Annotated in this window: 14 protein-coding genes and 1 riboswitch; of the genes, 9 read left to right on the top strand and 5 right to left on the bottom strand. The window is 74.1% G+C overall.

Features of this window, described 5'->3' with window-relative positions:
- Nucleotides 1–168 precede the first annotated feature (168 nt).
- Both AC6EXY_RS11065 and AC6EXY_RS11060 read left to right on the top strand, forming a co-directional pair.
- Nucleotides 169–1503 (top strand): PP2C family protein-serine/threonine phosphatase, encoded by a 1335-nt coding sequence (locus AC6EXY_RS11065; protein ID WP_101836339.1) that lies wholly within the window; start codon nucleotides 169–171, stop codon nucleotides 1501–1503.
- Complete coding sequence (locus AC6EXY_RS11060) at nucleotides 1500–3338, top strand: NAD-binding protein (protein ID WP_499817304.1); 1839 nt, start codon at nucleotides 1500–1502, stop codon at nucleotides 3336–3338. The genes AC6EXY_RS11065 and AC6EXY_RS11060 overlap by 4 nt, the downstream gene beginning before the upstream one ends.
- 89 nt (nucleotides 3339–3427) lie before the next feature.
- On the opposite strand, the gene AC6EXY_RS11055 is transcribed toward AC6EXY_RS11060, so the two are convergent.
- Entirely contained in the window at nucleotides 3428–5068 is a 1641-nt protein-coding gene (locus tag AC6EXY_RS11055; protein ID WP_499817303.1) for a hypothetical protein, read from the bottom strand.
- Between AC6EXY_RS11055 and mptB the strand changes: the two genes are divergently transcribed.
- Entirely contained in the window at nucleotides 5056–6699 is a 1644-nt protein-coding gene (mptB, locus tag AC6EXY_RS11050) for a polyprenol phosphomannose-dependent alpha 1,6 mannosyltransferase MptB (RefSeq protein WP_499817302.1), read from the top strand. The two genes, AC6EXY_RS11055 and mptB, sit on opposite strands and share 13 nt — an antisense overlap.
- On the opposite strand, the gene AC6EXY_RS11045 is transcribed toward mptB, so the two are convergent.
- Nucleotides 6611–8008: a glycosyltransferase 87 family protein gene (locus tag AC6EXY_RS11045; protein WP_243408160.1), complete on the bottom strand. Its 1398-nt coding sequence runs from the start codon at nucleotides 8006–8008 to the stop codon at nucleotides 6611–6613. The two genes, mptB and AC6EXY_RS11045, sit on opposite strands and share 89 nt — an antisense overlap.
- A gap of 259 nt (nucleotides 8009–8267) precedes the next feature.
- Here AC6EXY_RS11045 and AC6EXY_RS11040 point away from each other — a divergent pair, with 259 nt between their 5' ends.
- On the top strand, nucleotides 8268–9524 hold the full coding sequence (locus AC6EXY_RS11040) for a Glu/Leu/Phe/Val family dehydrogenase (RefSeq protein WP_101836343.1): 1257 nt from the start codon (nucleotides 8268–8270) through the stop codon (nucleotides 9522–9524).
- Between the two features lie 368 nt (nucleotides 9525–9892).
- Here AC6EXY_RS11040 and AC6EXY_RS11035 read toward each other — a convergent pair whose 3' ends face one another.
- Nucleotides 9893–10273, bottom strand: coding sequence for an RNHCP domain-containing protein (locus tag AC6EXY_RS11035; protein WP_101836335.1), 381 nt, complete (start codon nucleotides 10271–10273; stop codon nucleotides 9893–9895).
- A gap of 331 nt (nucleotides 10274–10604) precedes the next feature.
- Here AC6EXY_RS11035 and AC6EXY_RS11030 point away from each other — a divergent pair, with 331 nt between their 5' ends.
- The 3 genes from AC6EXY_RS11030 (at nucleotide 10605) to otsB (ending at nucleotide 12484) form a co-directional block, all read left to right on the top strand.
- Nucleotides 10605–10913 (top strand): DUF3263 domain-containing protein, encoded by a 309-nt coding sequence (locus AC6EXY_RS11030; RefSeq protein WP_499817301.1) that lies wholly within the window; start codon nucleotides 10605–10607, stop codon nucleotides 10911–10913.
- An 8-nt stretch (nucleotides 10914–10921) separates the two neighbouring features.
- A complete protein-coding gene (locus AC6EXY_RS11025; RefSeq protein WP_101836333.1) occupies nucleotides 10922–11563 on the top strand; it encodes a LytR C-terminal domain-containing protein in 642 nt (213 codons plus the stop codon).
- 63 nt (nucleotides 11564–11626) lie between these two features.
- Nucleotides 11627–12484, top strand: coding sequence for a trehalose-phosphatase (gene otsB, locus AC6EXY_RS11020; protein ID WP_499817300.1), 858 nt, complete (start codon nucleotides 11627–11629; stop codon nucleotides 12482–12484).
- A gap of 504 nt (nucleotides 12485–12988) precedes the next feature.
- Here the strand turns inward: otsB and AC6EXY_RS11015 are convergent.
- Together AC6EXY_RS11015 and AC6EXY_RS11010 are read right to left on the bottom strand one after the other, a co-directional pair.
- Entirely contained in the window at nucleotides 12989–14470 is a 1482-nt protein-coding gene (locus tag AC6EXY_RS11015) for an alpha,alpha-trehalose-phosphate synthase (UDP-forming) (protein ID WP_101833030.1), read from the bottom strand.
- 433 nt (nucleotides 14471–14903) lie between these two features.
- Nucleotides 14904–15701: an HAD family hydrolase gene (locus tag AC6EXY_RS11010; protein WP_101833031.1), complete on the bottom strand. Its 798-nt coding sequence runs from the start codon at nucleotides 15699–15701 to the stop codon at nucleotides 14904–14906.
- 110 nt (nucleotides 15702–15811) lie between these two features.
- Nucleotides 15812–15929: riboswitch (SAM riboswitch) on the top strand.
- 8 nt (nucleotides 15930–15937) lie between these two features.
- On the opposite strand from AC6EXY_RS11010, the gene thrC reads away from it, so the two are divergent.
- Nucleotides 15938–17215 (top strand): threonine synthase, encoded by a 1278-nt coding sequence (thrC, locus tag AC6EXY_RS11005; RefSeq protein WP_101833032.1) that lies wholly within the window; start codon nucleotides 15938–15940, stop codon nucleotides 17213–17215.
- Nucleotides 17216–17510: 295 nt separating this feature from the next.
- Nucleotides 17511–18184, top strand: a 674-nt coding sequence (groEL, locus tag AC6EXY_RS11000) for a chaperonin GroEL (protein WP_499817299.1), incomplete at its 3' end; no start/stop codon positions are given.

The following is an 18184-nucleotide window of genomic DNA, read 5'->3' as shown; positions in this document are numbered from 1 at the left end:
ACCCGTGTCAGACCCGCACCAGGACCGGACCCACACCCAACGGACCGGTATGTCGGTGTCGCGACACTCTCGGGGCCCGCAGCGCGGCGATGGCCTTGGGTATGAAGGAAGACGGCTGGCGACACGTCCCACAGCGTGATCGTGACTGGCTCGGCGAGGACGGAGGCCATGGGTAGCTCGCTGGTGCCAATCATGCTCATCGTGGTGCTGCTGGTCGCCCTGGCGATCTTCGTGGTCCTGAACAACCGGCCGGTCCGGCAGGGCAGCCAGCGCAACGGCCGCGGGCTCAACCACCAACGGCATCGATCCGGTACGGTGCCAGTCCGTGACACCCCCGGCACCGAGGATCCCGGTGTACCCGACGAGCCCGAGCGGGCCGAGGACATCGTCCCCGGCTTCGACGAACCGGAGCCGGTGACCACGCAGGCACCCTTGGCCGCAGCGGCCGACGGCCCGGACACGGGCGCAGCATGGGGAGGGGACGTGACCGCGAAGGTACCGGCGGACCGCGGCGACCGTGACCGCGATCCGGACGCGACCGGCTGGACGCCACCGCCGGCGACACCGCCGCACCAGGTGCCCGTCTACGAGGACGAGCGGGAGAACGCCACCCGCTACTTCGACCCGCAGACGGGCGACTTCGCGATCGTCCCGCCCGTCCCGGCGACGCCGCCGGCACCGGCCGCCGCGGCGACGTTCGTGAGCGCGGCGCCCGCGCCGCAGGCCCCTCCCATGGCCGCGCCCGGCGGCTCGCGCGAGCACGCTGCGGACCTGGTGGCGACCGAGCCGGAGCAGACCACGGCGGCCCCGCTGCGCCTCGCCGCGGCGGGGCGGACCCGGCGCGGCAAGCGCGGCGGCCCCAACGAGGACGCGTTCGTCGTCGTCGACGGCCTGCTCGCGGTCTCGGACGGGGTGGGCGGCGAGGCCGCCGGGCAGATCGCCTCGACGCTGACCGTCACCACCGTGGCCGGTTTCCGCCCGCAGTACGCCGAGGACCCGATGGAGGGCCTGCGCAGGGCGGTGGAACGCGCCAACCGGGTGGTCCGCACCCGGGCGCGGGAGGAGCCCACCTGGCTCGGCATGGCCTGCACGCTCGATGTCGTGATCCTCGGCCGCCAGCAGAACACCGGGGAGCACCTCACCATCGCGCATGTCGGGGACAGTTCGGTGTGGCTGCAGCCGGGCCGCGGGCGCCCGCGCGCGCTGACCACGCCGCACGCGATCCGCAACGGTCCGCTGCTCAACGCGGTGGGCCTCGCCGACGAGATCGAGGCCGACATCTTCGCCGAGCCTGTCCGGGCCGGTGACCGGGTCGTCCTCGCCAGCGACGGCATCACCAAGGTGATGACACCCGAGCAGCTCGACGGCCTGCTCGGCGAGCTCGGCTCCGAGCCCCCGGAGCGGGCCGCGGACGCCCTCGTCGAGGCCGCCCTGCTGGCCGGTGCCCGGGATGACACCACCATCGTCGTCGGCGACCTGGTGTCCGAGCCCGCCACACGGTGAGCCCGGCCGTGGGCCGGCGGGGAACCCTGGTCGGCCGACTGGCCCGGTGGTTGCGCCACCATCTGCTCGGGGTGTTCGCCGTCCTCGGCGTGGTCGCGTTCACCCTCGGCCTGGTCGGGACCTACCGGGAGTTCCGCGCCGATCCGCAGACGTTCTCCTGGGCGAACGTCGTCTTCTTCACGGCGACGCTGTTCATCGCCGACGGCACGATCTTCCAGAATCTCGGTCACTACCCGCTGTCGCTGGAGATCGCCCGCTTCCTCGCGCCGATCGCGACCACCGTCGGTGTCGCCGACGCGGTGAGCACGGTCTTCGCCCAGCGCTTCGAACGCTTCCGGGCCCGGCGCGCCCGCCGGCACGTCGTCGTCTGCGGCACCGGGCCGACGGCGTCGGCGCTGGTCGACAAGCTGTCGCGGGCCAAGCAGGTGGTGCTCGTCGCCGAGGACGCGCAGCGGGAGTATCCCGACGCGGAGCTGCCGCCCGGGCTGCTGCGGGTCGTCGGCGACCCGGTGGAGCCGCTCGTGCTGGCCCAGGCGGGGGTGGCCCGGGCGGAGGTCATCTACGGCTGCCTGCCGGACACGTCGTCGAACCTGGGGATCGCGCTGGCCGCGCGGCGCCTCGCCGTCGACCGGGCCGAATCGCCCCTGCGCTGCCTGGCCCAGGTGGGCGACCTGTCCCTGATCCCGCACCTGCGGGCCCGGCGAATCGGGCTGACCGACGACCCCGGCTTCCGGCTGGACTTCTTCGCGATCGAGGTCCTCGGCGCGCACGCGCTGCTCCAGCGCCATCCGCCCGCCTGGGCGAGCCCGGAGCGGACGGGACCTCCCACCAGCCCGGCCGCCCCCCTCGTCGTGATCGGGCTGTCCGGCCTCGGCCGGGCGCTCGTGACGGAGCTGGCGCGCCGCTGGCAGGCGGCCGTCGGTGCCGACGGGCCGCTGCTGCCGCTCGCCGTGTCCGGCCCCGACGCGACCGAGGCAGTCACCACGATGCGGGAGCGCGAGCCGGCACTCGGCCGCGTCCGGCTCACCGCGCACGACACCCGGCGCGGCGCGCTGCCGCCCGCGGTCACCGACCCGCCGGGCGATCAGCCCCCGCCCGAGTTCGTCTACGTCTGCGACGGAGACGAGGAGCTGGCGCTGCTGGCCGGGCTCGACGCCGCGCAGGCCCTCGACCGCCGGTTCGGCGTGGCCCGCACCACCATCGTCGTGCGCACCGGTCGCCAGCGCAGCCTGCATGACGTCTTCGGCGGTTCGGCGTCACGGCGCCCACCGGCCGTGGCCGGGCCGCTGCTGGCGAATCTGCGCGACGGCGTACGGTTTTTCGCGGTCAACGACGAGGCGCTGCCGCTGGATCTCGGCGACACCGACTTCGTCGACCGGCTCGCCCAGGCCAGCCACGCCCACTATGTCGAGGCGGAGCTGCGCGCCGGCATCGAGATGGGCAGCCGCCAGGCCATGGTGCCCTGGGCCGACCTGCCCGACGACCTGCGCGACGCCAACCGGGCGCAGGCCGCGCACGTCGGCGAGATCCTGCGCGCGCAGGCGCTGATGCTGATGCCGGTCGACGCCGCCGAGACCGACTTCGCCTTCACCGAGGCGGAGGTGGAGGAACTCGCCCTGCTGGAGCACGACCGCTGGCGCCGCGAGCGGTCCACCCGCGGCTACCAGCTCGGCCCGGTCCGCCAGGACGGCATCGACCGCCGCCACCCCGCCCTCGTCGACTGGTCGGCCCTGGCGGAGGCCGACCAGGAGCGCGCCCGGCGCGCCGTCCGCGTCCTGCCGACCATTCTCGCCCACGCCGGCCTGCGCATCGTCCGCCTCAACGACCCGACCTGAGCCGATCAAGCCGATCCGGGCCGATCCGGCCGTCGGGTGCGGGCGGGCGGGCGCGGGCGGGCGCGGCGGCGGCGGCGGCGCACGATCCGTCAGGCGATGCGCTGACCCGCCGTGCAGTCCAGCGCGCTGGCCCGGGTCAGCCCGTCGACCGAGAGCCGCGCCGAGAGCCGCACCGGTCCGGACGACTCGGTGAGGATGCCCGTCCACCCGCCGGCGGCGCGGAACACGCAGGCCCGGCCGTCCGTCAGCCGCCAGTAGGGGGTGAAGTGGACGAGCACGGTGGCGATGCCGGGGGCGTGGAAGTCGACCGCGACCGAGCTCACCCCGAGCTCGGTCAGGCTCGCCGGCCCGCGCACCAGGCCGGGTGAGTCGGTGACGATCCACACCTTCCAGTGCGCGTCCTGCCAGGCCAGGTCGAGATAGGGCAGGCCGGCCCGCAGCAGCTTCGCCTCGGCGACCGCGGACGGGTCGAGGTCGACGTCGGGCAGCGCCACGTAGCGGATGCCACGGGCGAGCAGCCACTGGTGGTAGGTCTGGGCGTTCAGCGTCCCGTCGTAGAACAGCGCGTTGTACTTGCTGTCCAGCTGCCGCTGCCAGCCGCGGGCCATCGGCACGGACGGCGCGACGTAGCGAGCCTCCCAGTGGGCCCGGGTGAACGGCACCTCGACCCGTCCCGCCGGCACCGGCGAGCCCCGGTCCAGGTAGTCGAGCAGGCCGGTGTAGTACGACGCCTTCGCCGAAGGATCGCCCTGGGTGAGCAGCGCGCCGTGGATCGGCCCGATCTGCCAGCCGATCAGCGGGACCGCGACCACGGCGAGCACCCGGCGCCGGTCAGCGAGCAGCAGCGCCGCCGCAGGCCCTGCCAGCATCGTCGCCGGCCGGGTGATGTTCCCCCCGACCTGCGACGGCACCACGAAGAACACGGTGGCGGCGGCCGCCCACAGCAGCAGACCGTGCCGGATCGGCCGGGCCTCGCGCGGGACGACGAGCAGACCGACGCCGATCAGGGTCAGCAGCGACAGGTAGGTCAGGGCGGGAAAGGGCTGGTAGCCGTCCTCGGGGAAGGCCAGCGCGACGATGATGCCGGCGCCGGCGCCGGCGAACGGCAGCACCCGCCGCCAGCCGATCGTCGGCAGCAGCGCACACCCGACGAGCAGCACGAACCCGGCGGCCAGCGGCGAGGCCAGCGACGACAGCACCGCCCCGGTCCAGGTCAGCGCGATGCGTCGCTCGCGGGCGCCGAGCAGCGCCAGCCCGCCGAAGGCCATCCCGAGTGCGAACGGCATCCGGCCGACGACCAGGTTCGCCACCGTCGCCACGGCGAACCAGACCAGGACGAGGTCGTGCCCCCGCCGCCGGCCCGGCCCGCGCAGCAGCCGGGTGACGATCATCGTGGAGGCGACGCAGGACAGCGCGCCGATGACCTCGACCCCGAGCAGCGCCCCGAGCGGCGGAAACAGCACACTGTACCCGGGTATGGTGTGGCCGCCGTACCATTGATCGTCCCAGAGGACCGGCCCGCCATGGCGGAACAGCCACACCCGGTAGTCCTGGGCGGGAGTGTCCGGGCCGGTCACGCCGAGCCCGGCGCACAGCAGGCACAGGGCGGCCGTCAGCGTCCACGGCCAGCGGCGCACCGCCGCGACCACGGCGAACGCGCCCCGCGCGAGCGGTCCGCGCCGCCGCGGAGGTTCGACAGCGATGAAGGGGGTCTGCGGTGGTGCAGCCACGCGAGGCTCCGCCGGCGTCGCCTCGGTGGGCGCACCGGCTGCCGCGAGTGCTGTCACACTCGACCTCCCTGCTCCTCGTCGTCGGCGGCGCCGTCGCCGCGCTCGCGGCCATGGTGGCCGAGGGACGCCTCGGACCACGCGATCCGAACGTTACCGACCCCTCATTCTGGTGGGGAATTCTTCCATCGGCACCACCTGGCGAGACCACGAGGGGCGTTCTGGCCGGAGTCTCCGCGCTGAGCGTCATCACGCTGGGCCTGTGCTGGGCCGTTCTGGTCCGGGCGGTGCTGGCCGGCCGGGTCGGCACCCGCACGGGCCTCGCCGCCGCGGCGGCCTGGAGCCTGCCGTTCGCCGTCGGGCCGCCGCTGTTCAGCCGGGACGCCTACGCCTACGCCGGTCAGGGCGAGCTGGCCCGACTCGGCCTGGACCCGGCGACGCACGGCATCGCGACGCTGCTGACCGCCGGCGCGGCCGACGGGTCGGGGCCCGCCTTCGTCCACGCCGTCGACCCGCGCTGGTCGCTCACCCACAGTCCGTACGGCGGCGCCGCGGTGGCCGTCGAGCGGGCCGCCGCGATCATCGGCGGCGGGCCGACCGGAACGGTCGTGGTCCTGCGGATCGTCGCGGTGCTCGCCACCCTCGCGCTGATCGCCCTGGCGCTGCGCCTCGCCGGCCCGGCGCCCGGGCCACGCGCCGCGGTCGCCGTGCTGGTGGCGGCGAATCCCGTCGTGGTCATCCACCTCGTCGGCGGCGCGCACCTGGACGCCCTCGTCGCCGCCGCGGTCGTCGCCGCGCTGGTGGTGGACCGCGCGGGCGATCCGCCAGGGTCGAACCCACTGACCGGCGCCGCCGCGACCGCGCTGGCGGCGCTGGCCTTCAACGTCAAGGCGACCGCGCTGCTCGCCGTCGGCTGGCTGATGGTCGCCCATCTGCTGGCCGCCCGGCGTGAGCCGCGGCCGCTGCACGCCGGCGCCACCCGCCTGGCCGGCGACCTGGTGGCCGTCGCCGCCACGACGGGGCTGTGCACGGCCGCCGCCGGCTTCGGGCCGACCTGGATCCACTCGCTGTCCACCTCCGGCACCCTGAGCACCGGCATCGCCCCCGCCTCCCTGTGCGCGACGCTCGTGAACGGCCTGCTCGGCCTCGTCGGCGCGCATCCCGGCCATGGCCCGACGCTGCGGGTGACGCGGGCGCTGTGCCTGCTGGCCGCGGCCGCCGTCGTCGCCGCCCTCGTCCTGCGCGCCTGGCGCCGCGGCGGCGGCCCCGTTGCGCAGGAGACGTCAGCGCTGGACACCCGGCCGGATCTCGCCGTCCTAGGCCTCGGCGGGCTGGCGGTGGCCCTGGGCAATCCAGTCGTCTACCCGTGGTACCTGGCGTCCTGCCTGCCGGCGCTGGCGCTGCTCGCCGCGCTGCTGGCCGGCCGGGCGCGCGCCGTCACCGCCGCCGGCACGGCCGTCGTCTCCGCCTGGCTGTGCCTGGCGACGCTGCCGCCGCTCGCGGCCACCTGGCGGTTGCTCGGCCGGGCCGGGGCGACCGGGCTGGTCACGCTGCTGGGGCTCGCGGCCGTGGCCGGCTCGGCGGCGCTTGTCGCGGCGCGGCGGCGGCCCGCACCGCCCACCAGCACACCATGAGCAGCCCCAGGTTGCGCAGCACCAGCACCAGACACAGCACGATCCGTCCCTGGATCAGGTCGTTATACCGCCACGGGTAGACGACCTGGGACAGCACGGCGACGGCGAGCAGCGCCACCACCAGCCGCCGCCCTGATCCCGGCCACCAGCCCGGCGCCGGCTCCATCCCGGACGCGGAGTCCGCCCCCGACGCCGGCAGCAGGCCTGACTCCGGCGGCGGGCCTGACCCCGGCGGCGGCCCTGACCCCGGCGGGCGGGCGTCGGTGGCGAGCGCCGCGGCGGCCAGCGCCAGCAGCCAGACCAGATACTGCGGGCTGAGCACCCGGGCGGTCACCACCACGACAGTGACCAGCGCGAGTGACCGCCAGGCCGGCGACGCCCCCGTGCTCCCCCGCGCGCGCAGCCACCACCAGCCCGCCGCCGCGACGATCACCGCCACCTCGACCAGCGAGCACACGGCCGCCACCTGGCGGGCGAGCGGACCGTCGAACTGCAGGGCACCATACGAGTACCGGGGTGCCGGCCCGCCGAGCATGTGCGCGACGACGAAGGGCGTCGCGGCGACCGCCTCGACCTGCAGCCCGCGGGCCCGTTGTGCGCCGACGAAGCCGAACACGCCCCCGAGGGCACCGGTGGCCGCGAGGATCGCCGCCAGCGCCGCCACCGCGCCCGCGAACCCGCCGGCCAGCCGGGCCGCGACCCGCGCGCCCGGCCGCGGCAGCGCGACCAGCAGCAGCACCGGCCACACCTTGAGCAGGGCGCCGACCCCGACGCCGAACCCGGCCCGCCCCGGCCGGCCGGCCGCCACCGCCAGCAGCGCGGCGAGTGCCGCGGCCGCCGGCAGCAGATCGAACCGGGCCAGCGCCACCGGGCCGAGCGCGATGATCCCCAGCACCCAGACCAGCGCGGCCCGCCGGTCCCGCCGGGCCAGTGCGGCCGTCGCCGCGGCGTCGGCGAGCAGCGCCAGCACGACGAACGCCGCCCGATAGGGCACCGCCGTAAGGGTGTGAGCCAGCTCCGGCAGGACGAACGCCACCGCCGCGCCGGGCGGGTACTGCCACCGGTCATCGCCGGCCGGCAGCCCGCCGCCGTGCGCGAGGCCGTGCGCCCAGCCCGCGTAGATGTCGAGATCACCCTGGACGTTCTGCTGGGTACCGACCATCTGGCCGGTCAGCACGATGGCGGCGAGCAGCGCGCGGGTCGCCAGCCAGCCCGCCCACAGCCGCCCGAAGGTGGGACCGGCGGTGCCCGGACCACTCCGGGCTGTGGCCACCGGCTCGTCCGGGCCGCTCGCGACCGCGCGTGGCACCGGGCGCGCCACCCCCCGAGTACCGCCCGCGACGGGCGGGGGGAGCGACCTGTCCGCGCGCACGAGGGCGACCGTACCCGCCCGTCCGGGCGGGTCGAGGCTCACCCTCGATGCGCCCGGCGGGGGCCCGCCAGTGTCACCTATTGTTTCCGCCATATCGAGTCACTGCCATGGCACGCAACGGAGCGTGTCGTGGCCGGCGGACCCGGCGGCGCGTCCGGCGGCGGAGGGTGGCTCGAAACGCGCCGCGGAGGTGCCTGTGATCCTCGGATCCGGCTCAGCATGGGACACGGCCTGCGTTCAACTGGCGAACGCGGCCCGGCATCTGGGCCTCGACGACGGACTGCACGAACTGCTCCGCACGCCCCGACGGTCGATCACCGTCAGCGTGCCCCTGCTACGCGACGACGGCCAGATGATGGTGCTGACCGGCTACCGCGTGCAGCACAACCTCGCCCGCGGGCCCGGCAAGGGCGGCATCCGCTACCACCCCAGCACCGACCTCGACGAGGTCAAGGCGCTGGCGATGTGGATGACCTGGAAGTGCGCGCTGATGGGAATCCCCTACGGCGGCGCCAAGGGCGGCATCGCGGTGGAGCCCGGGATGCTCTCCCGTCAGGAGCGCGAGCGGATGACGCGCCGCTACGCGGCCGAGCTCGTCCCGCTGATCGGGCCGGAGAAGGACATCCCGGCCCCGGACGTGGGCACGGACGAGCAGACCATGGCCTGGATCATGGACACCTACTCGACCCACACCGGCCACACGGCCACCGGCGTGGTGACCGGCAAGCCGCTGTCGATCGGCGGCTCCGCCGGGCGGGCCGGGGCGACCAGCCGAGGCGTGCAGCTCGCGCTGTTCGCCGCGCTGCGCCAGACCGGCCGCGACCCGCACGCGACGACGGTGGCCATCCAGGGCTTCGGCAAGGTCGGCGCGCTGGCCGCGCAGTACCTGCACGACGCCGGGTGCAAGGTCGTCGCGGTGTCCGACGTCAAGGGCGGCGTCCACAACCCGCAGGGACTCAACCCGGCGGCGCTCATCCGCTACCTCGCCGACGGCGCGGAGACCGTCGTCGGCTTCCCCGCCACGGACACCATCACCAACGACGACCTGCTGGAGCTCGACGTCGACGTGCTGGTCCCCGCCGCGCTCGAGGGCGTCATCACCGTCGAGAACGCCGACCGGATCCGCGCCTCGATCATCGTCGAGGGCGCCAACGGCCCGGTGACCGCCGAGGCCGACCGCATCCTCGATGACCGGGGCGTGCTGATCGTGCCGGACATCCTGGCCAACGGCGGCGGCGTCGCCGTGTCGTACTTCGAATGGGTCCAGGACATCCAGGCGTACTTCTGGTCGGAGGACGAGGTCAACGACCGGCTGCGCGCGCTGATGGAGCGCGCCTACGGCGAGGTCGCCATGCTCGCCACGACACAGGGCATCAGCATGCGCGGCGCGGCGCACATCATCGGCGTCAGCCGGGTCGCCGAGGCGCACCGCACCCGCGGCCTCTACCCCTGACGAGGCCGGGCACCCGTGGGTGCCCGCGGGTGACACGCGGGCACCCCGAGGTACCCCCGAGGTCGGCCGCGCCGGGATGACCCGGCCGGTACGGTCGCCGGGTTGCCGAGGAGGACGGCGGTCACGGCCACCGGCCGCGCGAACCCTCGGCAATCCGAGCGGCGCCACCCGACCGCACCGCGTCCCGCGAGATGCGGCGGAACCCGGAACACGGCGCGGCGCGAAGTGCGGCGCATCCGCGACGTGAAGCGGTGCCGCCGGACGCCAGCGGCCTGGCGGGTCGCCAGTGGCCTGCGGCCTGGGGACGCCAGCCCGGCGGGACGTCGGCGGGCCCGCCGGGACCCCGCGGCCTGCGACTTGGCGGGACGTCAGTGGCCCGGCGCCCGTCGGCGGCGCCTCGGGGGTGCCACGGGGGTGCGGGGATGGGCGAAGATCCCAGTCGTCGCGGTCGCCGCAGCGGACGCGACGGCGAACAGCGCGTCCCGGTCGTCCGCCGGCGAGGTCCGGCAACGGCGGCGCTCGCCGCACCGCTCACAGGCATGGGTGAGAACGGTCTCGCGCGGGCCGAACTCGACGCCCACCGGGCGCATCACCCCGCCGCAGCCCGCCCCGCGGTCGCCTGGGTGCACGTCGACGTGGCGCGAGCACAGACAGCTGGGACAGTGGTTGGTGTAGCCGTCACCGCGCACGGCCGCCCCGCAGACGAGGCAGTCGAAGTCCTCGGTGACACGGGTGAAGCGCCGGCTCACCCCGCCAGCCTACTGACAGCCCCGGCGAGCCCGTCGCCACGGACGGTCAGTAGATCTCACCTCGAGACGCGACCTGGAACGGAGTCGACCACCGATGCCCGGGCGCGCCGGCCCGACCCCGATGCGCCGGCACACCGGGTCCGGCGTCGACGGGCGTGCCGTGCCCTGTCGCCCGCGGCGTGGTCGAGACGGTCCGGAACGTGTGCTGACGGGGACGACCGGGGATGTCGGACCCACAGGATGAAATAGTGGGCGGCGAACCATACCGGGCGTGGCACCAGTGCGTCCGGCCGTGCCCGTCGTCCCGGCCGCGTCTTGAGGAGGTCGCGCTGTGCAGGCTGCTCCCCAGCCCAGCGAGCAACCCCACCCCGGGGGCGCCGCCGCGCGCGCGGAGCTCTCCGAGCGGGACCGCCGCATCCTCGCCTTCGAGCAGGGGTGGTGGCGCCATCCCGGCGCCAAGGAGGAGGCGATCCGCGCCGAGTTCGGCCTGTCGTCGACGCGGTACTACCAGATTCTCAACCGGCTGATCGACACGGAGGCGGCGATGATCGCCGATCCGATGCTCGTCCGCCGGCTTCGGCGGCTGCGCGACCAGCGTCGAGCGGCCCGATCGGACCGGCGGGACCGGAGCGAGGAGTAGTTCGGGGGATGGTGCATGGCACGAGCACGCCGGGGCGGCGACGAGCCCCGGCGCGGCGCTCCGACCGGCTGCGCGGCCTGTGGGCGGCTGCCGTCGCGATCCTCGCCGTCCTCGCTGGCATCCTGCTGGTGAACCTGGTCAACGGCGGCTCGGACCCGGGGCGCTCCGGCGGGCCGGTGGCGGCGCCGACCCGCTCCCCCGACGCCGCCACGCTGGAGCCGTCCCGGTCGGCGACGCCGTCGGCTCGGCCCACGTCCGCCTCGCCGAAACCGAGCCCGCCGGCATCGAGCGCGGCGCGACCGACCGACACGCCGCCGCCCGCCCCGGCGAGTGCCGGGGGTCAGCCAGGCCCCACGGCCCCGGTGGTCGTGCTGAACAACTCCCGGATCACCGGGCTCGCCGACGTGGCGGCGCGCCGCGTCGCGGCAGCCGGTTTCCCGGTCGAGCGCAAAGGCAACTACGTGTCGGTCTACGACGTCCCGGTCTCGACGATCTTCTACGACGACACGCACGAGGACGCCGCGAAGGCCCTGCAGGCCGCCGTCCCCGGGATCGAGAAGATCGTGCCCCGCTCGCAGACCCGGATCGTCGTCCCCGGTGCCCTCATCCTCGTCATCACTCGCGACTTCCCCGCCGACCCGGAAAAATGATCTCGTGATCGCCCCGCCGAACCCTGACCATCTCGACGGACATCATCGACCCGGGAAGGCCTCGTGACCGAATCCACGCACAGCCTGTCCGCACCCGCACCCGCACCGCGCACCCCCGCCGGTGGCGCCGGCCTCGCCGCCCTGCTTACCGCGCCGGACCGCGCCCTGATCGCGCTGGACTACGACGGGACGCTGTCCCCGATCGTCGCGCGCCCGTCGGACGCGGTGCCCGCACCGGGCGCGCTGGAGGCGCTGCGCGGGCTGTCCCGCCGGGTGGGCACCCTCGCGATCATCACCGGGCGGCCGGTGGACGCGCTGCTGGAGCTGACCGGCGCGGAGAAGCTGCCTGACCTCGGCGAACTGATCATCCTCGGCCAGTACGGGCTGCAGCGATGGGACTCGCGGTCGCGGGAGATCACCAGTCCGGATCCGCTGCCCGGGGTGGCCGCCGTCCGCGCCGCCCTGCCCGACCTGCTGCGCGACGCCCCGCCCGGCACCGTCGTCGAGGACAAGCACCAGGCTCTGGTCGTGCACGTGCGCCGGGCCGCCGACCCGGACGCGGCGCTCGGCGCGCTCGCCCCCGCGCTGACGACGCTCGCCGAGGAGCACGGCCTGGAGGCCGCACCCGGCAAGAAGGTCCTGGAACTGCGCCCGCCCGGTCACGACAAGGGCGGGGCGCTGCGTGAGCTCGTCGCGGCCCGTGGCGCCCGCTCGGTGCTCGTCGCCGGCGACGACTACGGCGACCTGCCGGCCTTCACGGCCGTGGACGAGCTGCGCGCCGCCGGCATCCCCGGCATCACCGTGTGCAGCGACAGCCCCGAGGTGCCGGACGTACTACGGGAGGCGGCGGACCTCGTCGTCCCCGGCCCCACCGGCATGGTCACCCTGCTCGAGGTCCTCCTCGACCGCCTCGGCGGCTGACCCGAACGACCGGCCGGCGCGCCGGGACGTCGTCGTGGCAACGTCCTGGCCACCAGCTGGCGGCACGCTTCGCCGCCGACCTGCGCCAGCCCGCGGCCACTTCACCGCCGGCCTCAGCGGCGGCGTCACCGACCTCCGTCGGCAGTCCACCTCGGCCGCGTGTCGAGGTGTGATCCGTCGGGCCGTCCTCGCGTGGACGCCTCCGCCCGCCGCCCGCCATCCGCCGCCCGCCTACGGCATCCCGACACCACCCGTTCATGATCAATATCGGTGTGGGGGGCGACCGGAACGCCGAGGAGGCGGGGGACTTCCCGTGGAGGGGGAGTGGCCGCCGGGGAAGGCAGCGTGATGCCAGTTTCCCCGTGTGTCGTGTCCGGTTTGTCCCTAGGTTTCTGGCAGGGAACGCCGTGACAGTGCCAGAACGCTGTCACCGACCGCCGCCGCGAACGGCCTCGAACCGCTGACGCGACACGCCGACGCAAAGATCGCAACCCGAGGCACGGGCTAGGAGTCGGCGGTGAGGGCGGCGAGCTGGTCGGTGAACCAGATGCGCGGCGGGAGGAGGCCGGCTACGGCGGCGAGTTCGTCTGCGCGGCGGCGGCGGTCGGCGGGGGGCATCGTCAGCGCCGTGTGCAGGGCCGCGGCGGTCGCCTCGATGTCGAACGGGTTGATCACGAGTGCAGCGGAGCCCATCTCGGCGCAGGCTCCGGCCTCCCGGGACAGCACCAGGGCCGCGCCGTCGTGGGAGAGCACCGGCCCTTCCTTCGCGACCAGGTTCATCCCGTCGCGGATCGGGTTGACCACGAGGACCTCGGCGAGTGCGAGGGCCGCGATCGAGCGCGGGTAGTCGTCGGTGAGCTCCAGGCGCAGGGGCCGCCAGCCCTCGGTGGCGAACTCGTCCTCGATCTCGGCGGCGAGGCGCAGCACGGCGGCCGTGTACTCGCGGTACTCGGGCAGATCGTGCCGGGACGGGTAGGCGCAGACCAGGTGGGTGACCTTCCCGCGCCACTGCGGGCGGGAGCGCAGCAGCTCGCGGTAGGCCGCGAGGCCGCGGACGATGTTCTTGGACAGCTCGGTCCGGTCGACCCGGACGATCAGCCGGCAGCCCGCCGTCGCCCTGCGCAGCTCGGCGGCGCGGGCGGCGACGTCAGGCGCGCCTGCCCGCGCCCGCAGCTCGTCGGCATCCACCCCGAGCGGATGCACACCGATCCGCACGGTCCGCGGTGCCTGGGGGTCACCGGACGGCCAGCCTCCCGGCGGGGGCGCCACGAGCAGTTCCCGTGGCTCGACGCGGACGCCCGGCAGGGCCCGCACGCAGTCCTCGAAGGCGTCGGCCCAGGCGTCGGTGAGGAAGCCGAGGCGGTCGGCGCCGAGCATGCCCCGCAGGATCTGCTCGCCGATGTCGTCCGGGAGCAGCCGGAAGTACTCGGGCGGCGCCCACGGGGTGTGGCTGAAGTGCGCGATGCGCAGGTCCGGTCGCAGCTCCCGCAGCCGCCCGGGGACGAGGGTCAGGTGGTAGTCCTGCACCAGCACCGCGGCGCCCGGCGCGGCCTCGTGCGCGAGGGCCTCCGCGAACATGTCGTTGTACGCCTCGTAGGCCGCCCAGTCCCGACGGAACACCGGCCCGAACACCGGCTGCGTCGCCGGTGCGTACAGCAGATGCTGGATGAACCACAGGGTGCGGTTGGCGATGGCGTTGTAGGCCCGGTCGAACACCGTCGGCTCGACGTCGAGCATCCGCACGGCCGTGCCGCCGGTGTCGTGCCCGGCGAGGTCGAGCCGGCCGCCCGGCGTCGCGCGCACGGCCCGCCGGTCGGCGTCGCCGAGGGCCGCGCACACCCACACCATCGGCAGCGCCTCGGCGGGCGCGTCCGCCGCCGCCTGGCTCAGCCCGCTGACCAGCCCTCCGGCGCCGCGTCGCAGCACCAGCTCCCCGTCGTCGCCGGCGGCGAAGGCCACTGGGCCGCGGTTGGAGGCGACGAGCACCCGGGCCGTTCCCGATTCCGCAGCTCCCTGCGACGTGGCTCCCCGCGACCTGCTTCCCTGTGCCGAGGCGCGCGCGGGTGCGCCCTGCTCGACTCTCGGCATGCGTTGCACACTGCGGAGGGTAGGCCATCGGGGCGGGTGGCCGGGCCCGCCGGCCGGGCTTGCCCCACCCGTCGGGCGCCGCGCTGGCCGGACATGACCGCAGGTCGTCCGTCCGGTGTCCGGAAGGCGTCCCGGGGACATCGCTACGGAGTTACCCAGATTTCCTGGGCATGCGTGGGAACGAGTCCTCCTGTATCGCCGGGACGAAACGGACACCGAACCCGGTAGAACGACACAGGTAGCCCCTCAGCCCTGCAACCCCCACCAGCGACCTCACCCACAGCGACCCGACACCGCGGTCGACACAAAGATCACAAAGCGTGACGGCACCCTACTCGGCGAGGGCGGTGCGCACGGCGCTGGCCCAGCCGGCGCCGACCGGGCCCGACTCGACGGTGATGTTGTCGTAGCGGGCCAGGTGCTCGCTGATGTGGGGGTGGCGCAGCGCGTTGGCGACCAGGTGCATGCGGCCGACGTGCGCGGCCATCTCCAGGTCGCTGGCCGAGTCGCCGATCGCGATCGCCTCGGCGGGCGCGATGCCGCGGCGCTTGAGGTCGTGGGCGACCGCGTCGCCCTTGCCGACGCCGTCGGGGACGAGATGGTAGACGTGCGGCGAACCGCCGAGGTGGGGCATGTGCGCGGGGGAGATCAGGCCGTTGTCGCGCATGCTCAGCCAGGAGAAGCCGCTCTCGGCGAGCCAGCCGTCGACCTCGGGGACGTCGATGCGCCCGCGGAGCATGACGTCGACCTCCCGGCCGGCGTGCCAGGGGGTGTGCAGCTCGAGCCGGCCGGGGTGGCGCTCGATCAGCCGGTCGAGCAGCTCGGTGGGGACCTGGTCGTACTCGGGGGGCATCGCGCCGCGCAGCAGTTCGCTGTCCAGGCCGTCGTTCCAGCCGACGATCGCGCCGAGCTCGCCGATGAAGCCGTCCGCGCCGAAGATCTGCGCCGCCTCGACGAGCTGAGGCCGGGTCCGCCCGCTGACCAGGACCAGCGCGATGCCGGCCGCGTGCAGCTCGGTGAGCGCCCGCGCCGGCTCCAGGGTGATCGCCCCACCCTCGGCACGGAAGAAGCAGCCCTTCGGGCCGACCATCGTGCCGTCGAGATCGGTGTAGACGACGCGGATACTCACAGTCATGGACTCCTTGGTCTGCCGGTGAGGCCCTACCCGAACGTGAAGCGTGAAACACCGCTGCACGATCGCCCGCACACGGTCTACAGTACGGACAGACAACTTCATCTGGCTCATCCAGAGGGGCAGAGGGAACGGCCCAGCGAAGCCCCGGCAACCACCCGCATCCGATGCGCGGCAGGTGCTAATTCCGACCCGCGGCAGACCGCCACGCGGGAAAGATGAGGAGCTCCTCTATGACTCTCGCGCCCGAGCGCGCCTCCGCCTCCGCCCTCGACGTCGCGAATCCCGCCGTCGGCCTCTCCTGTCGTCACTGCGGCGCAACCTACCCGCTCTCCCCGACCCACGTGTGCGTGGAGTGCTTCGCCCCACTGGAGATCTCCTACGACGCCGATCTGCTCGGCCGGGTCACCCGGGAGTCCATCGAACGCGGGCCGCGCAACCTGTGGCGTTATGTCGGGCTGCTGCCCGCGGGCCACGACCCGGCGCGGCGTGTCTCGCTCGGCGCCGGGTGGACGCCGCTGCGCCCGGCTCCGCGCCTGGCCGCCGAGCTCGGCATGAAGACGCTGTACGTCAAGGACGACAGCGCCAACCCGACGCACTCGTTCAAGGACCGGGTCGTCTCGGTGGCGCTCAGCGCCGCCCGCGAGCTCGGCTTCGCCACCGTGGCCTGCGCGTCGACCGGCAACCTCGCCCAGTCCGTGGCCGCGCACGCCGCCGGTGCCGGGCTGCGCTCGGTCGTCCTCGTGCCGCACGACCTGGAGGCGGGCAAGACGGTCTCCACCGGCGTGTACGGCGGGACGCTCGTCGCGATCCAGGGCACCTACGACGACGTCAACCGGCTGTGCAGCGAGCTGGCCGGCGAGTACGAGTGGGCATTCGTCAACGTCAACGTCCGGCCGTTCTACGCCGAGGGCTCCAAGACGCTGGGCTACGAGGTGGCCGAGCAGCTCGGCTGGCGGCTGCCGGAGCAGGTCGTGGTGCCGATCGCGTCCGGCTCACTGCTGACCAAGGTGGACAAGGCGTTCGGCGAGCTCGGCAAGCTCGGGCTGGTGGAGCCGACGCCGTACAAGGTGTTCGGCGCGCAGGCCGCGGGCTGCAACCCGGTGGCCGCCGCCTTCGCCCGCGGGAGCGACACGGTCGCCCCGGTGAAGCCGTCGACGATCGCCAAGTCGCTGTCGATCGGCAATCCGGCCGACGGGCCCTACGCGCTCGACGTCGCGCGGCGCACCGGCGGCGCGATCACCGACGTCACCGACGAGGAGATCGTCGAGGGTATGCGGCTACTGGCCCGCACCGAGGGCGTCTTCGGCGAGACCGCCGGCGGCGTCACGGTGGCGAACCTGCGCCGCCTGCTGCGCGAGGGGCTGCTCGACCCGGCCGCCGAGACCGTCATCTACAACACCGGCGACGGGCTGAAGACCCTCGACCCCCTCGTCGAGACCGGCGGCCCGACCGCCACGATCAAGCCCTCTCTGCGTGCGTTCGAGGCCGCGGGACTCGGGGACGACTGACCGACCGCCACCACCCCCGATCGAGCGACCCGGTACCCCACTGGGCGGGAGCGACGGGCGGGTGACGGGCGGGTGACAGGCAGGCGACTCGAGGCCTCACTCGACGGGAGCGAGCTTGCACTCTCCCATGTCGAGTGCTAAACAGGACTTGGCACTCTCCCCTGGGGAGTGCCAAGGCTGAAACGGCGAGGTTGCCCGATCCGCCCATTCTGGTGCCGTCGGGGACCGTCCGTCGCGGGCGTCGTTGTGGCCAGGCCATCGAACCCTGCCATCCCACTGGGAGGACCCAGAAACCATGCCGAAGATCATCGCCTTCGACGAGGAGGCTCGGCGCGGCCTGGAGCGCGGCATGAACCAGCTGGCCGATGCGGTCAAGGTCACGCTCGGCCCCAAGGGTCGCAACGTCGTTCTGGAGAAGAAGTGGGGCGTCCCCACGATCACCAACGACGGTGTCTCCATCGCCAAGGAGATCGAGCTCGAGGACCCGTACGAGAAGATCGGCGCGGAGCTCGTCAAGGAAGTCGCGAAGAAGACCAACGACGTCGCGGGTGACGGCACCACCACCGCGACGATCCTGGCCCAGGCCCTGGTACGCGAGGGTCTGCGTAACGTGGCCGCCGGTGCGAACCCGCTGGGCCTGAAGAAGGGCATCGAGGTCGCGGTCGAGCGCGTCTCCGAGGAGCTCTCCAAGCAGGCCAAGGAGGTCGAGACCAAGGAGCAGATCGCCTCCACGGCGTCGATCTCCGCGGGCGACAACGCCATCGGTGGTCTGATCGCGGAGGCGCTCGACAAGGTCGGCAAGGAGGGTGTGGTCACGGTCGAGGAGAGCAACACCTTCGGGTTGGAGCTTGAGCTCACCGAGGGCATGCGCTTCGACAAGGGCTACATCTCGCCGTACTTCGTCACCGACGCCGACCGTCAGGAAGCCGTCCTCGACGACCCGTACATCCTGATCGTCAACAGCAAGAT

The organism is Frankia sp. RB5 (assembly GCF_059816245.1).
This window is presented reverse-complemented; position numbering and strand designations above follow the sequence as displayed.

Bases quoted from the DNA above. Each gene is read 5' to 3' on its own strand.
- AC6EXY_RS11065 (WP_101836339.1), top strand. From the start codon at position 169: ATGGGTAGCTCGCTGGTGCCAATCATGCTCATCGTGGTGCTGCTGGTC.
- AC6EXY_RS11025 (WP_101836333.1), top strand. From the start codon at position 10,922: ATGGTGCATGGCACGAGCACGCCGGGGCGGCGACGAGCCCCGGCGCGG.
- thrC (WP_101833032.1), top strand. From the start codon at position 15,938: ATGACTCTCGCGCCCGAGCGCGCCTCCGCCTCCGCCCTCGACGTCGCG.